The following is a 15,453-nucleotide window of genomic DNA, read 5'->3' as shown; positions in this document are numbered from 1 at the left end:
ATCGGTGCTTGAGAGTGCTTTACACGTACGGCTTTGTAGAACAGTAATCTAGACTTTACTTAGAAGCGCCAAGTGGCTTGCCCAGTAAAGCCATGTGCGCTGTTACGGTATTGGGCATGATACGCAGGACTAGCAAGTGCGCCAGCCTTATGATTAACACTGGCTTTGTTCTCACGGATATAGGCATAAGCCATATCCAAGGTTAGGTTCTCGCTCGCTTGCCAGCCTGCACCCAAAGCGAGAATTTTACGATGTCCCACGGGGATACGTACAGTGCGGTGTTGATTGGTCGTTGGTGATTGGTCCAAGGCAAAACCACTACGTAAAATCCATTGCGGATTGACTTGATAGCTGGCACCCATTGAGTAAGACCAGGTGTTATGCCAGTTCAGCTCTTCTTTCAGTGTGCCGAACTGCGGTATTGCTACACCTTTATTTTTTGCGGCTATAGCGGCTAAACGACTCCAGCGTGTCCAAGTTAAACCACCGTGCAAAGTCCACTGATCATCTAACTTGTGAGTGATTGACGTATCAAGCGACTCAGGCGTGATGAAATCCAGTGTCGCCTTATATTCGCCATTGATCGGGAGTGGAGCGTTATACACCTTAGTACGACCTTTTAAGGTGTAATCAACTTTGGAGTGGTAGGTCACGCCCCAAGTGGTTTGCTCACTTAAATCGACCATTAAACCAATATTGTAGCCAAGTGCGGTGTCATCACCTTTAATATTGATTAAAGTATCTTTTCCCGTGCCCATGCCGCGAGTCACGAGAGTATTGGTCAGCTTGCCATCAATTTTGTTTAACGTTGGACCAAAGCCAACGGCAATTCGATCGGTGACTTTATAACTTAAGGTGGGTTGTACGGTGATCACCGCAACTTTGCTGTATTGACCATGACTGCTGCCTTGGAAGCTTTTTTCGTAATCACTGATTAAGCCGAAGGGCACATACATACCCAAACCAAAGTTCCATTTCTCATTGATCGGCATCGCGAAAAATGCAAAAGGTACATTGGCTAAAGGCACCATATCGCCTTTGTTGGTGCCTGGGGCGTTACTGTCGACATGGTTGATATCTACATTGGCTTTCACCACGGCAAAACCACCACTGACTTGTTTACCCTCTAATTTGGATAAGCCTCCTGGGTTACCGAATACGGTGCTAGCATCTAATGCTGAAGATGCACGGCCCGCAAAGGCTGTTCCGGCGCCACTGGCACTTTGTTCGTTAAGACTCAGGCCATTGGCCAGCAAGGTGCTGCTGGCTAAAGACAGTCCGACGGCCAGTGATGTGCGTAAAAAAGGGAAACGCATGGTGTTGCTCCAAGAGATCAAAAACAACGCCACGGTAGCAAGCTTTTTTGTGAACGACTAGATTGAAAACTGTATAAATAGAACGGCAGCCGGCTCTAGCGTCTGCTTTATGAATAAAAACAATCTTTTAGTCGAGAAGAGTGAAAATTGTCTGACAATTTTAGGCCGCTATCGTTTGCACGCAGTTGGCTTTGTCTATTGAGTCTAAAAACAGTGCGCGCAGGTGTCGTGCGCGCACTGTTTTTTAGCGACCCGTACTGGTCGAGATGTTTTTCGGTTGGCGATAAACATCCAGTAGTACTTGATCGAGTATTGCAGAGCCACCCCAGGGTTGAGGGTGATTGATAATAGCGACTACAGCCCAAGCATCACCGTTGACGTCTCGGCTATAGCCGGCAATAGCGCGCACATTTTTTAATGTGCCTGTTTTGATGTGCGCTTGACCGACCAACTGGCTGTTACGCAAACGCCGACGCATGGTGCCGTCCATTGCCACGATTGGTAGCGAGGAAATAAACTCAGCGGCATAGGGGCTTTTCCAGGCTGCTTCCAACATCAAACCGAGTTGACGTGCACTGATGCGCTCATGACGTGATAAGCCGGAGCCGTTTTCAACCACAAAACCATTGGTAAATATTTTCTTTTTTGTAAAAAAATCATTAATCACTCGACGGGCAGCTACGGCATCATCACTGTCTGCAGCGGTACGAAAACGCGCACCAATGCTTAAGAATAATTGCTTAGCCATAGTGTTGTTGCTGTATTTATTAATATCACGAATCACCTCAACTAAATCTGGTGAGTAAGCACGCACTAATAGACGGGCATCTTTAGGCGTCGCTCCGAGCATATCATTGCCTAAAATGGTACCACCCATTTCCTGCCAGATACTACGTACGACACCTGCGGCATAGCGCGAGTGATCCAGCAGGGCTAAGTAATTTTGTGTACTACAGCCGGGTGCAATATGACCATTAATGGTTAATGTCAGTATGTGGCCATCATCGTTTGGCACGTAGCTAATAAGAGGGCTGTTGCAGTTTTTGGCTTGTTTAAGCTTGACGTTATTAATAATTTGAATACTGCCAATCGGTGGTTCCATCACCACTTGTGCGCCACCTTCTTCACCACGAACGACAAAACGTTGAGATTTAAAGTTAACCAATAACGAGTCTGGCTCAACTAAAAAAGGTTTGTTTAGATCGTTTTTATCGTCATCAAAGACGCTGACGGGGGGCGGTGCAAAGTGACTGCGATCAAGAATTAAATCACCAGAAATATGGCGTACACCGTTGGCACGTAAATCACGCAGCAACAGCCATAAACGCTCCATGTTAAGTTTTGGATCACCGCCGCCTTTCAGGTAAAGGTTGCCGTCTAATACACCCTCTTTAAGGGTGCCATCGGTAAAAAATTCAGTTTTCCACTGAAAGTTGGGACCGAGCAGTTCGAGCGCCGCGTAAGTCGTTACCAATTTCATTGTTGATGCTGGGTTGATGAGAATATCAGCATTCATATAAGCGCTTTTACCCGCGCCAGTGAGTGGAATAGTGACTGCAGACAGAGCCTCGTTGTTGATCTTATTGGCTTTAAGCGCTTTATCAATATTACCTGAGGGTAAGGTTTGTGCAGTGACGACGGGCGCACCGATAACAGCAGTAAAGCACAGTGCAGACAACGCATAGCGAGCGGTTGAATACGGAAATAAAATAAATTTGGCCGGTGTACATTGGGAGCCTAAACGGCGTAAAAAAGACATCAACACGATAACAACACCTTTAAAATACAGCTAATGGGTAACAACATAGTCTACTATTATGCGCTATTCGCTCAAATGAAAGCAGAGCGACGAGTTATTTGTTTATCGACAGCGTGTTTAGGCGCTAAAGCTGCTAAGATTCGCCCACCATTGTTGGAGGAAAAATCATGGCTACAAATCGTTCGCGTCGTTTACGTAAAAAATTGTGTGTTGATGAGTTTCAAGAATTAGGTTTTGAATTGCAGCTGAACTACCCAGAAGGTACCGATGATGCAACTGTTGAAGCGTTTTTTGCTGATCTAGTGGTTGATGGTATTGAAGGTCAAGGCATGGCGTTGATTGGCGGCGAAGAGTTCGCTGTTGTTTGTGCTGGTAAGCGTGGATCGGTCACTGAAGAGCAACGCGCTGCAGTTGATGCATGGTTAAAAGCCCGTAAAGAGTTGAGTTCATTTGAAATCAGCCCGTTATTAGATGTTTGGTATCCAGATAATCCTGTTAACCCAGCGTAACAGTGATCATCCAGATATGAAAAAAGGGGAATGCAGCAACTGCTTCCCCTTTTTTGATGCTAAAAATAGTATCTTAGCTGTTGATGCTATCCACAAGTGCTTTAGCTGGTACCAGCTTAATAACTTTTTTAGCAGCAATTTCAATAGCAGCACCGGTTTGCGGGTTACGGCCAGTACGTGCTGGACGCTCAGTAACCTTAAGTTTGCCAATGCCCGGTAAAGTGATTTCACCATCGTTATCAAGTGCATCATTGACAACCTGGCTCAGCTGATCAAGTACGTCACGGATATGAGTTTTAGTTGAATCAGTTGATTCTGCGATTTCATTGATCAGTTGATCTTTGCTAAGGGCCATAAGTAACGCTCCAAGGTGAGTAAGAACAGCAAAGTAGCATGAATTTTTGTGGATGCGTAGAGAACCGACTAACAAAACCACTAAAATTGCTTGCCCAGCCAAAATAATAGACTGATAAGGTCGGTAGGCTTGCGTAATTCGCCTTAAAAGTGTGTCTAGTGACTGCCGTAGCCTTAAAAATTAATAGGAGGGCTGCAGCATTTTGTCGTGCTTATTGGCTGTCTTCTTCACGGTCTTGCGCGATCAAAGAGAGTAGAGCGTTTTGTTGACGCTGAGCAAGCTGTCTAAATCGTATTAACAGCTCGCGCTCATAAGAAGAAATTTCTGGGCTGTCTAAACGCAAATTATCATCAGCGCTATGTGGGCCCTCTTGCTGCAAACTGCTTTCAAGACGAGCGACAATTTCAGAGTTCATGCTACGGTGCTGAGTGCGTGCTACTTCGGCAATGCGATCACGCATCCCATTCGGTAAACGCACAACGAACTTATCGGCAGTTCGACTGGTGTACGCCACATTTTTTTTAAGGTTCATAAGTTCAACCATATAAGTACTGAAAATTTAACAAGGTTAGGCTGTTAGCGTTACTACGACTGTTTCTAGAGAAGGAGTTCCACTTTTACTGGGGCCATTAATTACTTAATAAAGGTCTAAAGTGTCAATAAAAAAGCGCCAATTGATTGGCATATTCTACGCAGATAGCAAAAATTTACCAGTTAAGATGCTACAGCAAATCGTAGCACCTAAAAATAGCATCAAAGACACAGATAAAGACTGCAGTGGCATTCGAAAAAGCATACTGCTTATAGACAAATTGAGTATAGTGGCACTAAGTGGATACACTATTGTTCTGTGCTTTAGTACAGTACTGGCGGGGGCTTGCTAGGCTTGTGCGGCATTTTCTATGCATTGTGAGTTTAAAAAATATGAATCGTAAATTTTACCAATGGGTTGCGGTGTCAGTTTGTACGTTAATGAGTGCCTGCTCATGGAACAAAGAGGCTGCTCAGCCGGTTGTTTATATCGATGCTGAACCTGCTATTGCTGCTTGGGTTGCTGATACTGAAGCACTATTACGTGAATCAATTAAAGACTCTCCTTTTACCCTGCATCAACAAGATAATACTTGGGTCGTTAGCGCTCCAGCGCAGCAATTGTTTAACCCTGACCGTCCTGATTTGTTATTACCCGTGGTGTTGAGACCCATTACGCGCTTAGCTAAGGTATTGGAAGGTCAACCTGATTCTGCCGTGCTGATTTTGGGTCATACTGACGTCAATAAAGATAACAAAATTAACTATAAGCTCAGTACGGGTCGCGCGCGCGCGGTGGCGTCTATTTTTCGCTTGAGCGGCTTGAAAGGTCCGCGCCTGACTCATTTAGGAATGGGCAGTTCGTTTACACTGGCTACGACAACCAACAGCAGTACCAACCATCGAGTGGAGATTATTATAACGCCTGATACCCATATGCAGGATGTGATGGCGCTGTATGGTCCAACCTATAATCGTCAGCTTGCTTTAAGCCAGCCTCAATAGTCGATCGAGCCTGCATTTGTATTGTTTAATTTTAGGTAGCAGTGATGAGTACTGAACAACTGGCAAGTATGCGCCGCAATTACACCCGCGATGGGCTGTTAGAAGAGTTTGCACCTTTGCAGCCTTTTGCTTTATTTGAGCAATGGTTTGCCAATGCGATCGTTACTGAACAGCCACCTGTCGAGCCCAACTCGATGATGTTAGCAACAGTGGACAGTGAAGGGCAGCCACACTGTCGAGTGTTATTACTGAAGGGTTTGGACGAGCGTGGTTTTGTTTTTTATAGTAATTACAAGAGTGCTAAAGGTCAGCAATTAGAGCAGCAGCCAGTTGCCGCTATGACTTTTTTTTGGCCAGCCTTAGAGCGCCAGATTCGTATTGAAGGTGCCGTTGAGCGCGTCAGCGCGGCAGAATCCGATGCCTATTTTAATGTGCGTCCGTTGGGTAGCCGCTTGGGTGCTTGGGCTTCAGAGCAAAGTCAACCTCTAGCAGGACGCCAAGAGTTGGAAGCGGCGCTGGCCGAGCTTGAGCAGCGCTATGCTGATGACCAGCATCCGCCGCGTCCAGAGCATTGGGGTGGTTATCGTTTGCTGCCGCAGCGTATCGAATTTTGGCAGGGCCGTACTTGTCGTTTACATGATCGCTTAAACTATCAACTGCAAAGCGATGGGCAATGGCATAGAGAGCGCTTAGCACCTTAATTACCAGCTTTAATGACTTGAGTTGGGCTGTGCAGCGCTCAGCCCCTTAGTTATATGAAGTACTAAGTGCCGTATTGATCCGCGGCACTTTGTAACCATTTGTGTAATTCTGCTTTTTTAACCTTAAGGGTTGCTGCTTCATTAAGTTTGTTAAGCATATAGGCTTGCTTTTGTGGATCGCCTACAGCCATTGATAAAGCTAGGTCTCGGTTAATCCAACGTTTAATCCTCACATAAATCCACCAGTGAAAATACAAGCCCGATAGCGTGGCCACTGCAACAATAAAATAATCCATAGCTTCCTCGGCGTTGGTGGTAACATCTAAAATGTTTAGTGTATTGATAATTAAGGAGTATTCCAGATGCGCAAGTCTATTATTTTAGCGGCAACTTTCACAGCATTTACTCTGCTTTTAAGCGGCTGTGCTTCTAGTTTGACTGGCGACAGCTACTCACGTGCTGACGCGCGTAAAGTGCAAACCATTCGTATGGGCACGATTGAGTCGTTGCGTCCAGTGCGTATTGAAGGTACTAAAACTCCGATTGGTGCTGGTGCTGGTGCGGCCGTTGGTGGTATTGCCGGTAGTACCGTTGGTGGTGGTCGTGGTAGCGCAGTTGCTGCGGTAATTGGTGCTGTGGCGGGTGGTTTAGCCGGTGCAGCAGCAGAAGAGGGTATCACGCGCACGCAAGGTGTTGAAATTACTGTGCGTGAAGATGATGGTGCTTTACGAGCTTATGTTCAGGCTGTTGATCCTAATCAAGTGTTTCGTGTGGGCCAGCGCGTTCGTATAACCAATGTAAACGGTCAGAGTCGCGTTGCTCCTTAATGGCTCTTGAGTGAATATTACTGGATACGCTCTGAGTTTTTTTTATTCACTCAGAGCGTTTTTATTTAATAAGAGCGATTACTGATTAAAGGCTTTGGTCTAATTTAGTAATTGAGTACTTACAGACAGTCTTATATCTGTATTAATAATTAGTTTTTGTATCACGCTGGGTGTCTCCTGTTCGTCCGGCAGAACAACATGGAGGCCTTTATGATTTTATTAGTATTAGTCTTTGCTCCCTTTCTTGCAGCGCTATTACCTTTTTTAGCTGCACAACGTGGCCGAACTTGGATTGCTTTAGCTACCGCAGTGGCGCCACTGATAGGGTTGAGCTTATTGCTCAGTCAAGCTTCACGGGTGTTAGCTGGCGAAGTGATTAGCGTTAACTACGCTTGGATTACTCAGTTGGGGCTTAACTTAAGCTTCCGCCTGGATGGCTTAAGTTTTCTATTTTCTTTATTGATACTTGGGATTGGCTTACTGGTCATTCTTTACGCACGTTATTACCTGTCTGAGCAGGAGCGTGTCGCACGCTTCTTCACCAGCTTATTACTGTTTATGGGTTCGATGCTCGGTTTAGTATTGGCGGGTAATTTATTGCTGATGCTGATGTTTTGGGAGCTCACCAGTCTTTCATCATTCTTGTTAATTGGTTTCTGGAGTCAACAAACTGCCGCACGACAAGGCGCGCGGATGGCCTTGGCTGTCACTGGCGGCGGCGGCTTAGCGCTACTTGCGGGTATCTTGGTGATTGGTCATGTGGTTGGCAGTTATGAGTTGACCGAGGTCTTGGCTGCCGGTGATGTACTGCGAGCACACAGCTTATACCCTGTGGCTTTAGTATTGGTGCTGCTGGGTGTCTTCACTAAATCAGCACAATTTCCGTTTCACTTTTGGCTACCGCATGCGATGTCGGCCCCAACACCGGTCTCTGCCTATTTACACTCCGCCACCATGGTTAAAGCAGGGGTGTTTTTACTGGCGCGCTTATACCCCTTATTATCAGGCACCGATTGGTGGTTTTACTTAGTGACGTTCACGGGCTTAACCACGCTATTAATCGGTGCGGTCACTGCCTTATTTCAGCATGACCTTAAAGGATTGTTGGCGTATTCGACCATCAGTCATCTCGGGTTGATTACTCTGCTGTTTGGTTTGGATTCAGACTTTGCACCAGTGGCGGCAATCTTCCATATTATTAACCATGCCACCTTTAAAGCCTCCTTATTTATGGCGGCCGGTATTATTGATCATGAAACCGGTAGTAGAGATATGCGACGTATTAACGGGCTGTGGAAGTATATGCCGCATACCGCGGTGCTGGCGATGGTGGCCTCTTCGGCGATGGCTGGAGTGCCGCTGCTCAATGGTTTCTTAAGTAAAGAAATGTTTTTCTCGGAAACCTTGCACCAACATTTATTGGGTAGTTTTAGTTGGTTGCTGCCGACGATGGCAACTATTGCTGGAATGTTTTCTGTCGCCTATTCGCTGCGCTTTATCCATGATGTGTTCTTTAACGGCACGCCGATTAATTTGCCCAAGTTTCCTCCGCATGAGCCTCCGCGCTATATGAAAATCCCAGTGGAAGTGCTGGTGTTTTGTTGTTTATTGGTGGGGATGCTTCCTGCGTTCACTATTGATTCTTTATTAGCCGCAGCTGCTCAGGCCAGTTTAGGCCATGCTTTACCTGAGTATGATTTAGCGATTTGGCATGGTTTTAATATGCCGTTATTAATGAGTGTGCTTGCACTGATCGGCGGGATTCTTATCTACGCGCAGCGAGCACCTTTATTTCGCTGGTATGACGGTCTACCTGATATTAATGCACGGTTTGTTTTTGAGAGCACGGTGCGCTTTCTCTATGGCTTAGTCTCACGCAGCTTAGCCCGTATAGAAAATGGTTCGTTGCAGCGCTATATCAGCCTGCTCCTTATCGCTGTGATTGTGATGCTGACCGTTTGGTTAGCACCGCTCTCACAAATCACCGGTGAAGTGGCCTTAACCCCAGTTGACCCTTTAACAGCATTGGGTCTATTGGTGATGGCTAGCAGTGCTTTGCTGACCATGGCTTTTCACCGCCAGCGTTTAACCGCTTTATTAATGCTCAGTGTGGTGGGACTGGTCGTGGCCATGGTGTTTGCTCGGTTCTCGGCACCGGACTTGGCTCTAACTCAGTTGGTCGTTGAGGTGGTTACTATTTTGCTGATGCTGCTGGTGGTGTACTTCTTACCTGCACAAGCACCGACGGAGTCCAGCAGTTTATTGCATCTGCGCGACTATAGTATTGCTGCGGGTTGTGCGGTATTGATGGCGGTTTTAACCTTTGCTGTGTTAACACGTCCTTATCAAAGTATCGCTGACTTCTTTTTGGCCAATAGCCTGACTGGTGGTGGTGGCACTAACGTGGTCAATGTGATTCTAGTTGACTTCCGAGGTTTTGATACCTTAGGTGAAATCAGTGTCTTAGCAATTACCGCGATCGCCACAGTCGCTTTATTGCAAGGTTTGCAGTTGCCACATGCCCGCGTAGATAATAATGGGCGTGCTTGGTCAACAGAATCTTATCCAATGATGCTAGGTATCTTGGCGCGTTTGATCTTGCCGCTCGCATTATTAGTTTCCGCATTTATTTTCTTACGCGGCCATAACGAACCCGGTGGTGGCTTTATTGCTGGATTGATTACCGCAGTGGCGTTGATTTTATTGCAAGTGGCTTATGGTCAGCGCTGGGTACAAAGCCGTATGGGGGTTCGTTTTCCAACACTGGCAGCAGCAGGGGTATTGATTGCGGCAGCGACCGGCTTAGCCAGTTTGCTGCTCGGTTATCCATTCTTAACCTCAGCGTTTACACATATAGATCTACCTATCATTGGTGAAATTGAAGTGGCCTCAGCCATGCTCTTTGATTTGGGCGTGTATTTGACCGTGGTCGGTGGCACATTGTTGATTTTAAGTGGCTTGGGCCGTATTGGTCACAATGTGAAACTGCCGGAGGGTGCGTAATGGAACTGTTAGTGGCTATCGCGATTGGTGTACTGACTTTTAGCGGCGTGTACTTAATCTTGCGCGCTCGCACCTTTAGTGTAGCGCTGGGCTTGACCTTGTTTTCCTATGCAGTCAACTTATTCTTATTTGCGATGGGGCGTTTGCATACAGGTAAACCGGCGGTGCTCAGCGATGCCGTCAGCTACACCGACCCTGTACCGCAGGCCTTGGTGCTAACGGCGATTGTCATTGGTTTTGCTATGACTGCCTTTGTGTTGATTTTGGCTTTGCGTGCACACACCGAGTTGGGCAGTGATCATGTTGATGGTGTCGAAAAGCCTAAAGCTGAGCCTAAACAGCGCAAAGTGATGGGTAAAACCAATAAACTGAAAAGAAAGCGAGCAGGAGCAACACGATGAATCATATGTTGCTAGTACCGATTTTATTGCCTTTAATTTGTGGTGCACTGCTGATGATGACATCGCGCAGTCCAATCGGTTTAGTGCGCTTGATAAGTACGGCTAGTTCACTGTTACTGCTGGCTTGTGCGCTGTATTTATTAACGCTGGCCAATAGCGCTCAGATTCAAGTATATGCGCTAGGTAATTGGTCGGCACCGTTTGGCATTGTCTTAGTGCTGGATCGTCTCAGTGCCTTGATGTTGATGGTTACTGCGGTGCTAGCCGTGTTTGTCACACTGTATGCACTGCGTGGTGATGACCAGCGCGGTGGCTATTTTCATGCGTTATTGCAGTTTCAGTTGGCAGGCATCAATGGTGCGTTTTTAACAGGAGACTTATTTAACCTCTTTGTGTTCTTTGAGATCCTCTTGATTGCATCCTATGCATTGTTATTGCATGGACTTGGTCCTGCGCGTATCCGTGCAGCGTTACATTATGTGATTTTGAATCTTATTGGTTCTGGGTTGTTTTTAATTGCAGCGGGTCTGTTCTATGGCGTAGCGGGTACGCTAAATATGGTTGATTTGGCACGCTTTGTTGCACAAGCACAGGGCGATCAAGTGTTTTTACTGGAAGCAGCGGGTGCGCTGTTGATGTTGGTGTTTGGTTTAAAAGCTGCGTTTTTACCGTTGCATTTTTGGTTGCCGCGCGCTTACGCCAGTGCCACGGCGCCGGTTGCTGCGTTGTTTGCGATTATGACCAAGGTCGGGCTGTATGCTATTTTACGCTTTAGTACCTTGGTCTTCGGCGCAGAAGCCGGTGCGGCAAGTGGTCTAGGAGAAAACTTATTATGGATACTGGCATTGTTGACGATAGCCTTATCCGCTTTAGGTGCCTTTGCCGCCAATAGCTTAGTCAGTTTACTCGCCTATTTGGTCTTGGTTTCCGTTGGTACATTACTGGCGGGTATTGCTGTCGGTTCTGAAGCAGCAATCGCAGCAATCTTATATTACTTGATTCACAGTACGTGGGTGATTGCCGGCTTATTTTTATTAGCCGATATTATTGCTAAACAACGTGGTGAACTGGGCAGCAGTTTCAAAGTAGGGCCACGCTTATTAAACCCTCATCTATTAGGTGGTTGTTTTTTCTTGGCTGCCATTGCCGTCGCGGGTTTACCGCCTTTTTCAGGTTTTCTAGGTAAGGTTTTGCTGCTGCAATCGGTATCGGACAGCGCAGCTTGGCAGCTCTGGTCGGTCGTATTGGTGTCCGGTTTGATTGGCGTGATTGGTTTAAGCCGCGCCGGTAGCTTGTTATTTTGGCGCCATCACAATCCGACAGACAGCGCGTTACCTCTGGATAAAACAGCCTTTGCTATCGCTGCTTTATTGCTGTTAAGTAGCCCGTTGCTAGTGGTTTTTGCTCAACCGGTTATTACCTATACTGAGGCGGCTGCGGCACAGATACTTGATGTGCAAAGTTACCTGCAAGCCATGCAGCTAGAGGATGCGCTATGAGTCGTGCAAGATGGTTAACCCATCCATTAGGCAGCTTAGGGCTGTTAATAGTCTGGCTACTGCTGGTTGATGATTTTACTTCTATTGGGCATTGGTTGTTAGGTGGTTTTCTAGGGCTATTGATCCCTCGTTTAACCAGCACATGGTGGCCGCGCTTACCACGTGTACGCAGTTGGAAGCAGTTGTTTGTTTTTAGTCAGCATATGCTGACTGATATTGTCGTGGCGAATTTTCAGGTGGCACGCTTGGCACTAGGACGAGTCGATAATCTACAGCCAATCTGGATCGAGGTACCTTATGAATTAGAGAGTGATTTGGCTATTTATTTATTGGCCAGCGCCATTTCTTTAGCACCTGGGACCGTGGCAGCCAGCGTCGATCGCGAGCGTTCTTTGTTAACCGTACACGCCCTGCATTGTGAGGATGAGCAGGCTTTGATTGCAGAAATAAAACAGCGCTATGAGCAGCCACTCAGAGAGGTGTTTACATGCTTACCACAGTGATTTATTTAAGCATGCTGATGTTTGGGATCAGTTTGTTATTGAACTTTTTTCGTTTGCTGCGAGGTCCCGATGCGGTTGATCGTATTTTAGCTCTCGATACGCTGTATATTAATGGACTAGCCCTATTAGTAATTTTTGGACTGTTATTGAACAGTCGGCTTTTCTTCGAGGCAGCGTTACTGATCGCTCTGTTTGGTTTTTTCAGTACAGTGGTGTTATGCAAGTATTTGTTACGTGGCGATATCATTGAATAAGTAGGGTGAACTGATGTCTGTTTGGATTGAATATGCGGTGGCATTTTTTTTACTGGTCGGTAGTGCTTTTGCACTGGTCGGCTCGATAGGTTTACATCGCTTTCCCGATTTTTTTATGCGCTTGCACGGGCCTGCTAAAGCGACCACTTTAGGCGTTGGTTGTGTACTGATTGCATCGATGTTGTATTTCAGCTCTCAGCATGAAGGTTTACATGTCCATGAGTTGCTGATTACCTTGTTCCTAATGTTGAGTGCGCCTGTATCAGCTTATATGCTGGCTAAAGCAGCAGTGCAGCAACAAGTAAAAACCTTTAATCGCAAAGATTAGAGAGTCTGTAAAAAGGTGCGTGAGTGTATTAGCATCTTTTCATGTGACGATTAACGCATCAATGCATAGAGCAAGAACACTGATCTGACGAGGACAGGATTCTTGCTCATGTTAGTGTATTGTTAATTTACTTCGTTTTTTTAGAGGCACTCCTATGCAGTTGTCGGGTCGTGGTGTGGCGCTGTCTTTTTTCGCCTCATGTATATTTACTATTATTCCAGCTTATGTTTTGCTGCTAACGCCCCTTGATGGCGTACAGGTCTTTGCTCAGCGGGTTATATGGTCTTTGCCAGCAGTATTTATTTTATTGATGCTAGCGGGCCGTGGACCTGCCCTAAAACACTGTGTACAACGTTTAGTTCGTGAACCTCGATTGGTTGTTGCGATGGTGTTGGCTGCCGCATTAATGGGGGTGCAATGGTTGATGTTCGTTTGGGCTCCGCTCACTGGTCATATGCTAGATTTAACTTTAGGCTATTTTTTGATGCCCTTAGTGTTGGTGCTGGCAGGACGCTTGTTTTACAACGAGTATTTACGCAACTTACAACGTATAGCCGTGCTCTTTGCACTTGTTGGTATGCTGCATGAACTGTGGCGCATTGGCGGGTTATCTTGGGTGACGGTTGTTTGCGCTTTAGGTTATCCACCGTATTTTATGTTGCGGCGCTGGATGGGCTTTGATGCCTTTAGCGGCTTCTTTTTAGAAATGCTGGTGATGTTGCCGGTGGCGGTTTATTTAATCGTTAGTTTTGCTCCAATAAACGTCTTCACCGATACGCCACAACTCTGGTATTTACTACCTGGATTAGGGCTTATTAGTACCTTTGCGTTTGCTGCTATGCTGGGCGCAAGTCGCTTGTTGCCTTTAGGCTTGCTGGGTATTTTGAGTTATGTCGAACCGGTCTTATTATTCTTGTTTAGCGTGTTATGGATCGGCGAGGCGGTTGAGTCAGAACAGTGGTGGACCTATGTGCCGATTTGGATCGCGGTGATTTTGGTAATATTTGATAGTCTGCGCGTGTTGCTTAAGCAATCTCGGCGTTTAAACTGAAGTACAATAGATTTCTGATAGCCTTAAGCATGAGCAAGAGGCGTTATTTATAATGATCAATGATTTTGAGGTATACCGTGTTTTCTGAACTTGCCCTGCATGAGCGTCTATTGAAAGCGCTGGCTGAATTGAATTTCACTGAGCCAACGCCCGTTCAGGCGGCGGCTATTCCGGCGGCGCTTGAAGGTCGTGATCTGCGTGTGATTGCCCGCACTGGCAGTGGCAAAACCGCCGCTTTTATTTTGCCCTTGCTCAACCGCTTTATTGCCGGTGCTAAGCCACGAGTGGCGATACGTTCGCTGATTTTGTTGCCAACCCGTGAGTTGGCGCGCCAGACTTTAGCTGAAGTCGAACGCTTCTCACAATTCACCTTTATTAAGTCCGGGATTATTACCGGTGGTGAAGACTTTAAAGAACAGGGCGCATTGCTACGCAAAGACCCCGATATTTTGATTGCCACACCAGGTCGCTTAATTGAGCACTTGAATGCCGGTCACCTAAAACTTGATCAAGTTGAAGTGCTAATCCTTGATGAAGCGGACCGCATGCTGGATATGGGCTTTGCCGAAGATATGCAGCGCTTGGTGGATGAATGCTCAAACCGTCAACAAACCTTGTTGTTCTCGGCCACCACCGGCGGCAATGCTTTACGTGAAATGGTTAACTCAGTGATGACGGATCCACTGCACTTGATGGTTAACCAGATTGCAGAAATGAACGAAAGCACCCGTCAGCAAATTATTACCGCTGATGATGTGCCGCATAAAGAACGCTTAGTGCATTGGTTACTGAGCAATGAGCCGTTTCGTAAAGCTATTGTTTTTACCAATACTCGAATACAGGCTGATCGTTTATATGGCCGTTTAATTGCGCAAGATATTGATGCCTATGTGTTACACGGTGACAAAGATCAAAAAGACCGCAAACGTGCATTAGAACGTTTCAGTCAAGGTAAGTCTCGCGTACTGGTAGCGACTGATGTGGCTGCACGTGGTTTAGATATTGATGGTCTGGACGTGGTCATTAACTTTGATATGCCTCGCTCAGGTGATGAGTATTTGCACCGTATTGGTCGTACGGGTCGTGCCGGTGAAGAAGGCTTGGCGATCAGTTTGATTTGTCATAATGACTGGAATTTAATGTCCAGCGTTGAGCGCTACCTGAAACAAACCTTTGAACGTCGTGTGATTAAAGAGCTTAAAGGTGTTTATCAGGGGCCTAAAAACGTTAAGGCATCCGGTAAGGCTGCTGGCACTAAAAAGAAAAAAACCGCACAGAAAAAAGATGCCGCAAAAAAAGATACAAAAAAAGATACAAAAAAAGTAGCTAAACGTCCAGCCAATCGTCCTCAGCCTGAAGGTACCTTTGTGGTCAGTGATGACGGTCATGCGCCGCTACGTAAAAAGTAACT

General features: G+C 46.3%; 17 protein-coding genes. 12 read left to right on the top strand and 5 right to left on the bottom strand.

All coding sequences use genetic code 11. The features are described from left to right. Positions 1 to 59 precede the first annotated feature (59 nt). Entirely contained in the window at positions 60 to 1,316 is a 1,257-nt protein-coding gene (locus JYJ62_RS01150; RefSeq protein WP_205340343.1) for an outer membrane protein transport protein, read from the bottom strand. Between the two features lie 244 nt (positions 1,317 to 1,560). Continuing rightward, a complete protein-coding gene (dacB, locus tag JYJ62_RS01145) occupies positions 1,561 to 3,075 on the bottom strand; it encodes a D-alanyl-D-alanine carboxypeptidase/D-alanyl-D-alanine-endopeptidase (RefSeq protein ID WP_205340816.1) in 1,515 nt (504 codons plus the stop codon). A gap of 167 nt (positions 3,076 to 3,242) precedes the next feature. Between dacB and JYJ62_RS01140 the strand changes: the two genes are divergently transcribed. Further along, complete coding sequence (locus JYJ62_RS01140) at positions 3,243 to 3,584, top strand: YggL family protein (RefSeq protein ID WP_205340342.1); 342 nt, start codon at positions 3,243 to 3,245, stop codon at positions 3,582 to 3,584. 73 nt (positions 3,585 to 3,657) lie between these two features. Here JYJ62_RS01140 and JYJ62_RS01135 read toward each other — a convergent pair whose 3' ends face one another. Both JYJ62_RS01135 and JYJ62_RS01130 read right to left on the bottom strand, forming a co-directional pair. Further along, positions 3,658 to 3,939 carry an HU family DNA-binding protein gene (locus tag JYJ62_RS01135; protein WP_205340341.1) on the bottom strand — a complete coding sequence of 94 codons (282 nt, stop codon included), beginning with the start codon at positions 3,937 to 3,939 and terminating at the stop codon, positions 3,658 to 3,660. Positions 3,940 to 4,150: 211 nt separating this feature from the next. Beyond that, complete coding sequence (locus tag JYJ62_RS01130) at positions 4,151 to 4,471, bottom strand: Arc family DNA-binding protein (protein ID WP_205340340.1); 321 nt, start codon at positions 4,469 to 4,471, stop codon at positions 4,151 to 4,153. A gap of 392 nt (positions 4,472 to 4,863) precedes the next feature. Here JYJ62_RS01130 and JYJ62_RS01125 point away from each other — a divergent pair, with 392 nt between their 5' ends. Both JYJ62_RS01125 and pdxH read left to right on the top strand, forming a co-directional pair. Further along, positions 4,864 to 5,475, top strand: a complete 612-nt coding sequence (locus JYJ62_RS01125) for an OmpA family protein (protein ID WP_205340339.1) — start codon at positions 4,864 to 4,866, stop codon at positions 5,473 to 5,475. Positions 5,476 to 5,519: 44 nt separating this feature from the next. Then, positions 5,520 to 6,176 carry a pyridoxamine 5'-phosphate oxidase gene (pdxH, locus tag JYJ62_RS01120; protein ID WP_232365687.1) on the top strand — a complete coding sequence of 219 codons (657 nt, stop codon included), beginning with the start codon at positions 5,520 to 5,522 and terminating at the stop codon, positions 6,174 to 6,176. Between the two features lie 62 nt (positions 6,177 to 6,238). Here pdxH and JYJ62_RS01115 read toward each other — a convergent pair whose 3' ends face one another. Further along, positions 6,239 to 6,472, bottom strand: a complete 234-nt coding sequence (locus JYJ62_RS01115) for a hypothetical protein (protein ID WP_205340338.1) — start codon at positions 6,470 to 6,472, stop codon at positions 6,239 to 6,241. Positions 6,473 to 6,538: 66 nt separating this feature from the next. Between JYJ62_RS01115 and JYJ62_RS01110 the strand changes: the two genes are divergently transcribed. The 9 genes from JYJ62_RS01110 (at position 6,539) to JYJ62_RS01070 (ending at position 15,451) form a co-directional block, all read left to right on the top strand. Then, positions 6,539 to 7,003, top strand: coding sequence for a glycine zipper 2TM domain-containing protein (locus tag JYJ62_RS01110; protein ID WP_205340337.1), 465 nt, complete (start codon positions 6,539 to 6,541; stop codon positions 7,001 to 7,003). Between the two features lie 210 nt (positions 7,004 to 7,213). Beyond that, entirely contained in the window at positions 7,214 to 10,006 is a 2,793-nt protein-coding gene (locus JYJ62_RS01105; protein ID WP_205340336.1) for a monovalent cation/H+ antiporter subunit A, read from the top strand. Next, on the top strand, positions 10,006 to 10,407 hold the full coding sequence (locus tag JYJ62_RS01100) for a Na+/H+ antiporter subunit C (RefSeq protein WP_205340335.1): 402 nt from the start codon (positions 10,006 to 10,008) through the stop codon (positions 10,405 to 10,407). The genes JYJ62_RS01105 and JYJ62_RS01100 overlap by 1 nt, the downstream gene beginning before the upstream one ends. Beyond that, positions 10,404 to 11,906, top strand: coding sequence for a monovalent cation/H+ antiporter subunit D (locus tag JYJ62_RS01095; RefSeq protein WP_205340334.1), 1,503 nt, complete (start codon positions 10,404 to 10,406; stop codon positions 11,904 to 11,906). Before JYJ62_RS01100 ends, JYJ62_RS01095 begins: the two co-directional genes overlap by 4 nt. Continuing rightward, positions 11,903 to 12,409: a Na+/H+ antiporter subunit E gene (locus JYJ62_RS01090; RefSeq protein ID WP_205340333.1), complete on the top strand. Its 507-nt coding sequence runs from the start codon at positions 11,903 to 11,905 to the stop codon at positions 12,407 to 12,409. The genes JYJ62_RS01095 and JYJ62_RS01090 overlap by 4 nt, the downstream gene beginning before the upstream one ends. Next, positions 12,394 to 12,663, top strand: a complete 270-nt coding sequence (locus JYJ62_RS01085; RefSeq protein WP_205340332.1) for a K+/H+ antiporter subunit F — start codon at positions 12,394 to 12,396, stop codon at positions 12,661 to 12,663. The genes JYJ62_RS01090 and JYJ62_RS01085 overlap by 16 nt, the downstream gene beginning before the upstream one ends. 13 nt (positions 12,664 to 12,676) lie before the next feature. Further along, a complete protein-coding gene (locus tag JYJ62_RS01080) occupies positions 12,677 to 12,991 on the top strand; it encodes a Na+/H+ antiporter subunit G (protein ID WP_205340331.1) in 315 nt (104 codons plus the stop codon). Positions 12,992 to 13,145: 154 nt separating this feature from the next. Continuing rightward, positions 13,146 to 14,042 (top strand): EamA family transporter RarD, encoded by an 897-nt coding sequence (gene rarD, locus JYJ62_RS01075; protein ID WP_205340330.1) that lies wholly within the window; start codon positions 13,146 to 13,148, stop codon positions 14,040 to 14,042. Positions 14,043 to 14,119: 77 nt separating this feature from the next. Next, positions 14,120 to 15,451 (top strand): DEAD/DEAH box helicase, encoded by a 1,332-nt coding sequence (locus JYJ62_RS01070; RefSeq protein WP_205340329.1) that lies wholly within the window; start codon positions 14,120 to 14,122, stop codon positions 15,449 to 15,451. The last annotated feature ends 2 nt before the right edge of the window (positions 15,452 to 15,453 follow it).

Origin of the sequence: Denitrificimonas caeni (genome assembly GCF_905120345.1) — a bacterium.
Lineage (GTDB): Bacteria > Pseudomonadota > Gammaproteobacteria > Pseudomonadales > Pseudomonadaceae > Denitrificimonas > Denitrificimonas caeni_A.
This window is presented reverse-complemented; position numbering and strand designations above follow the sequence as displayed.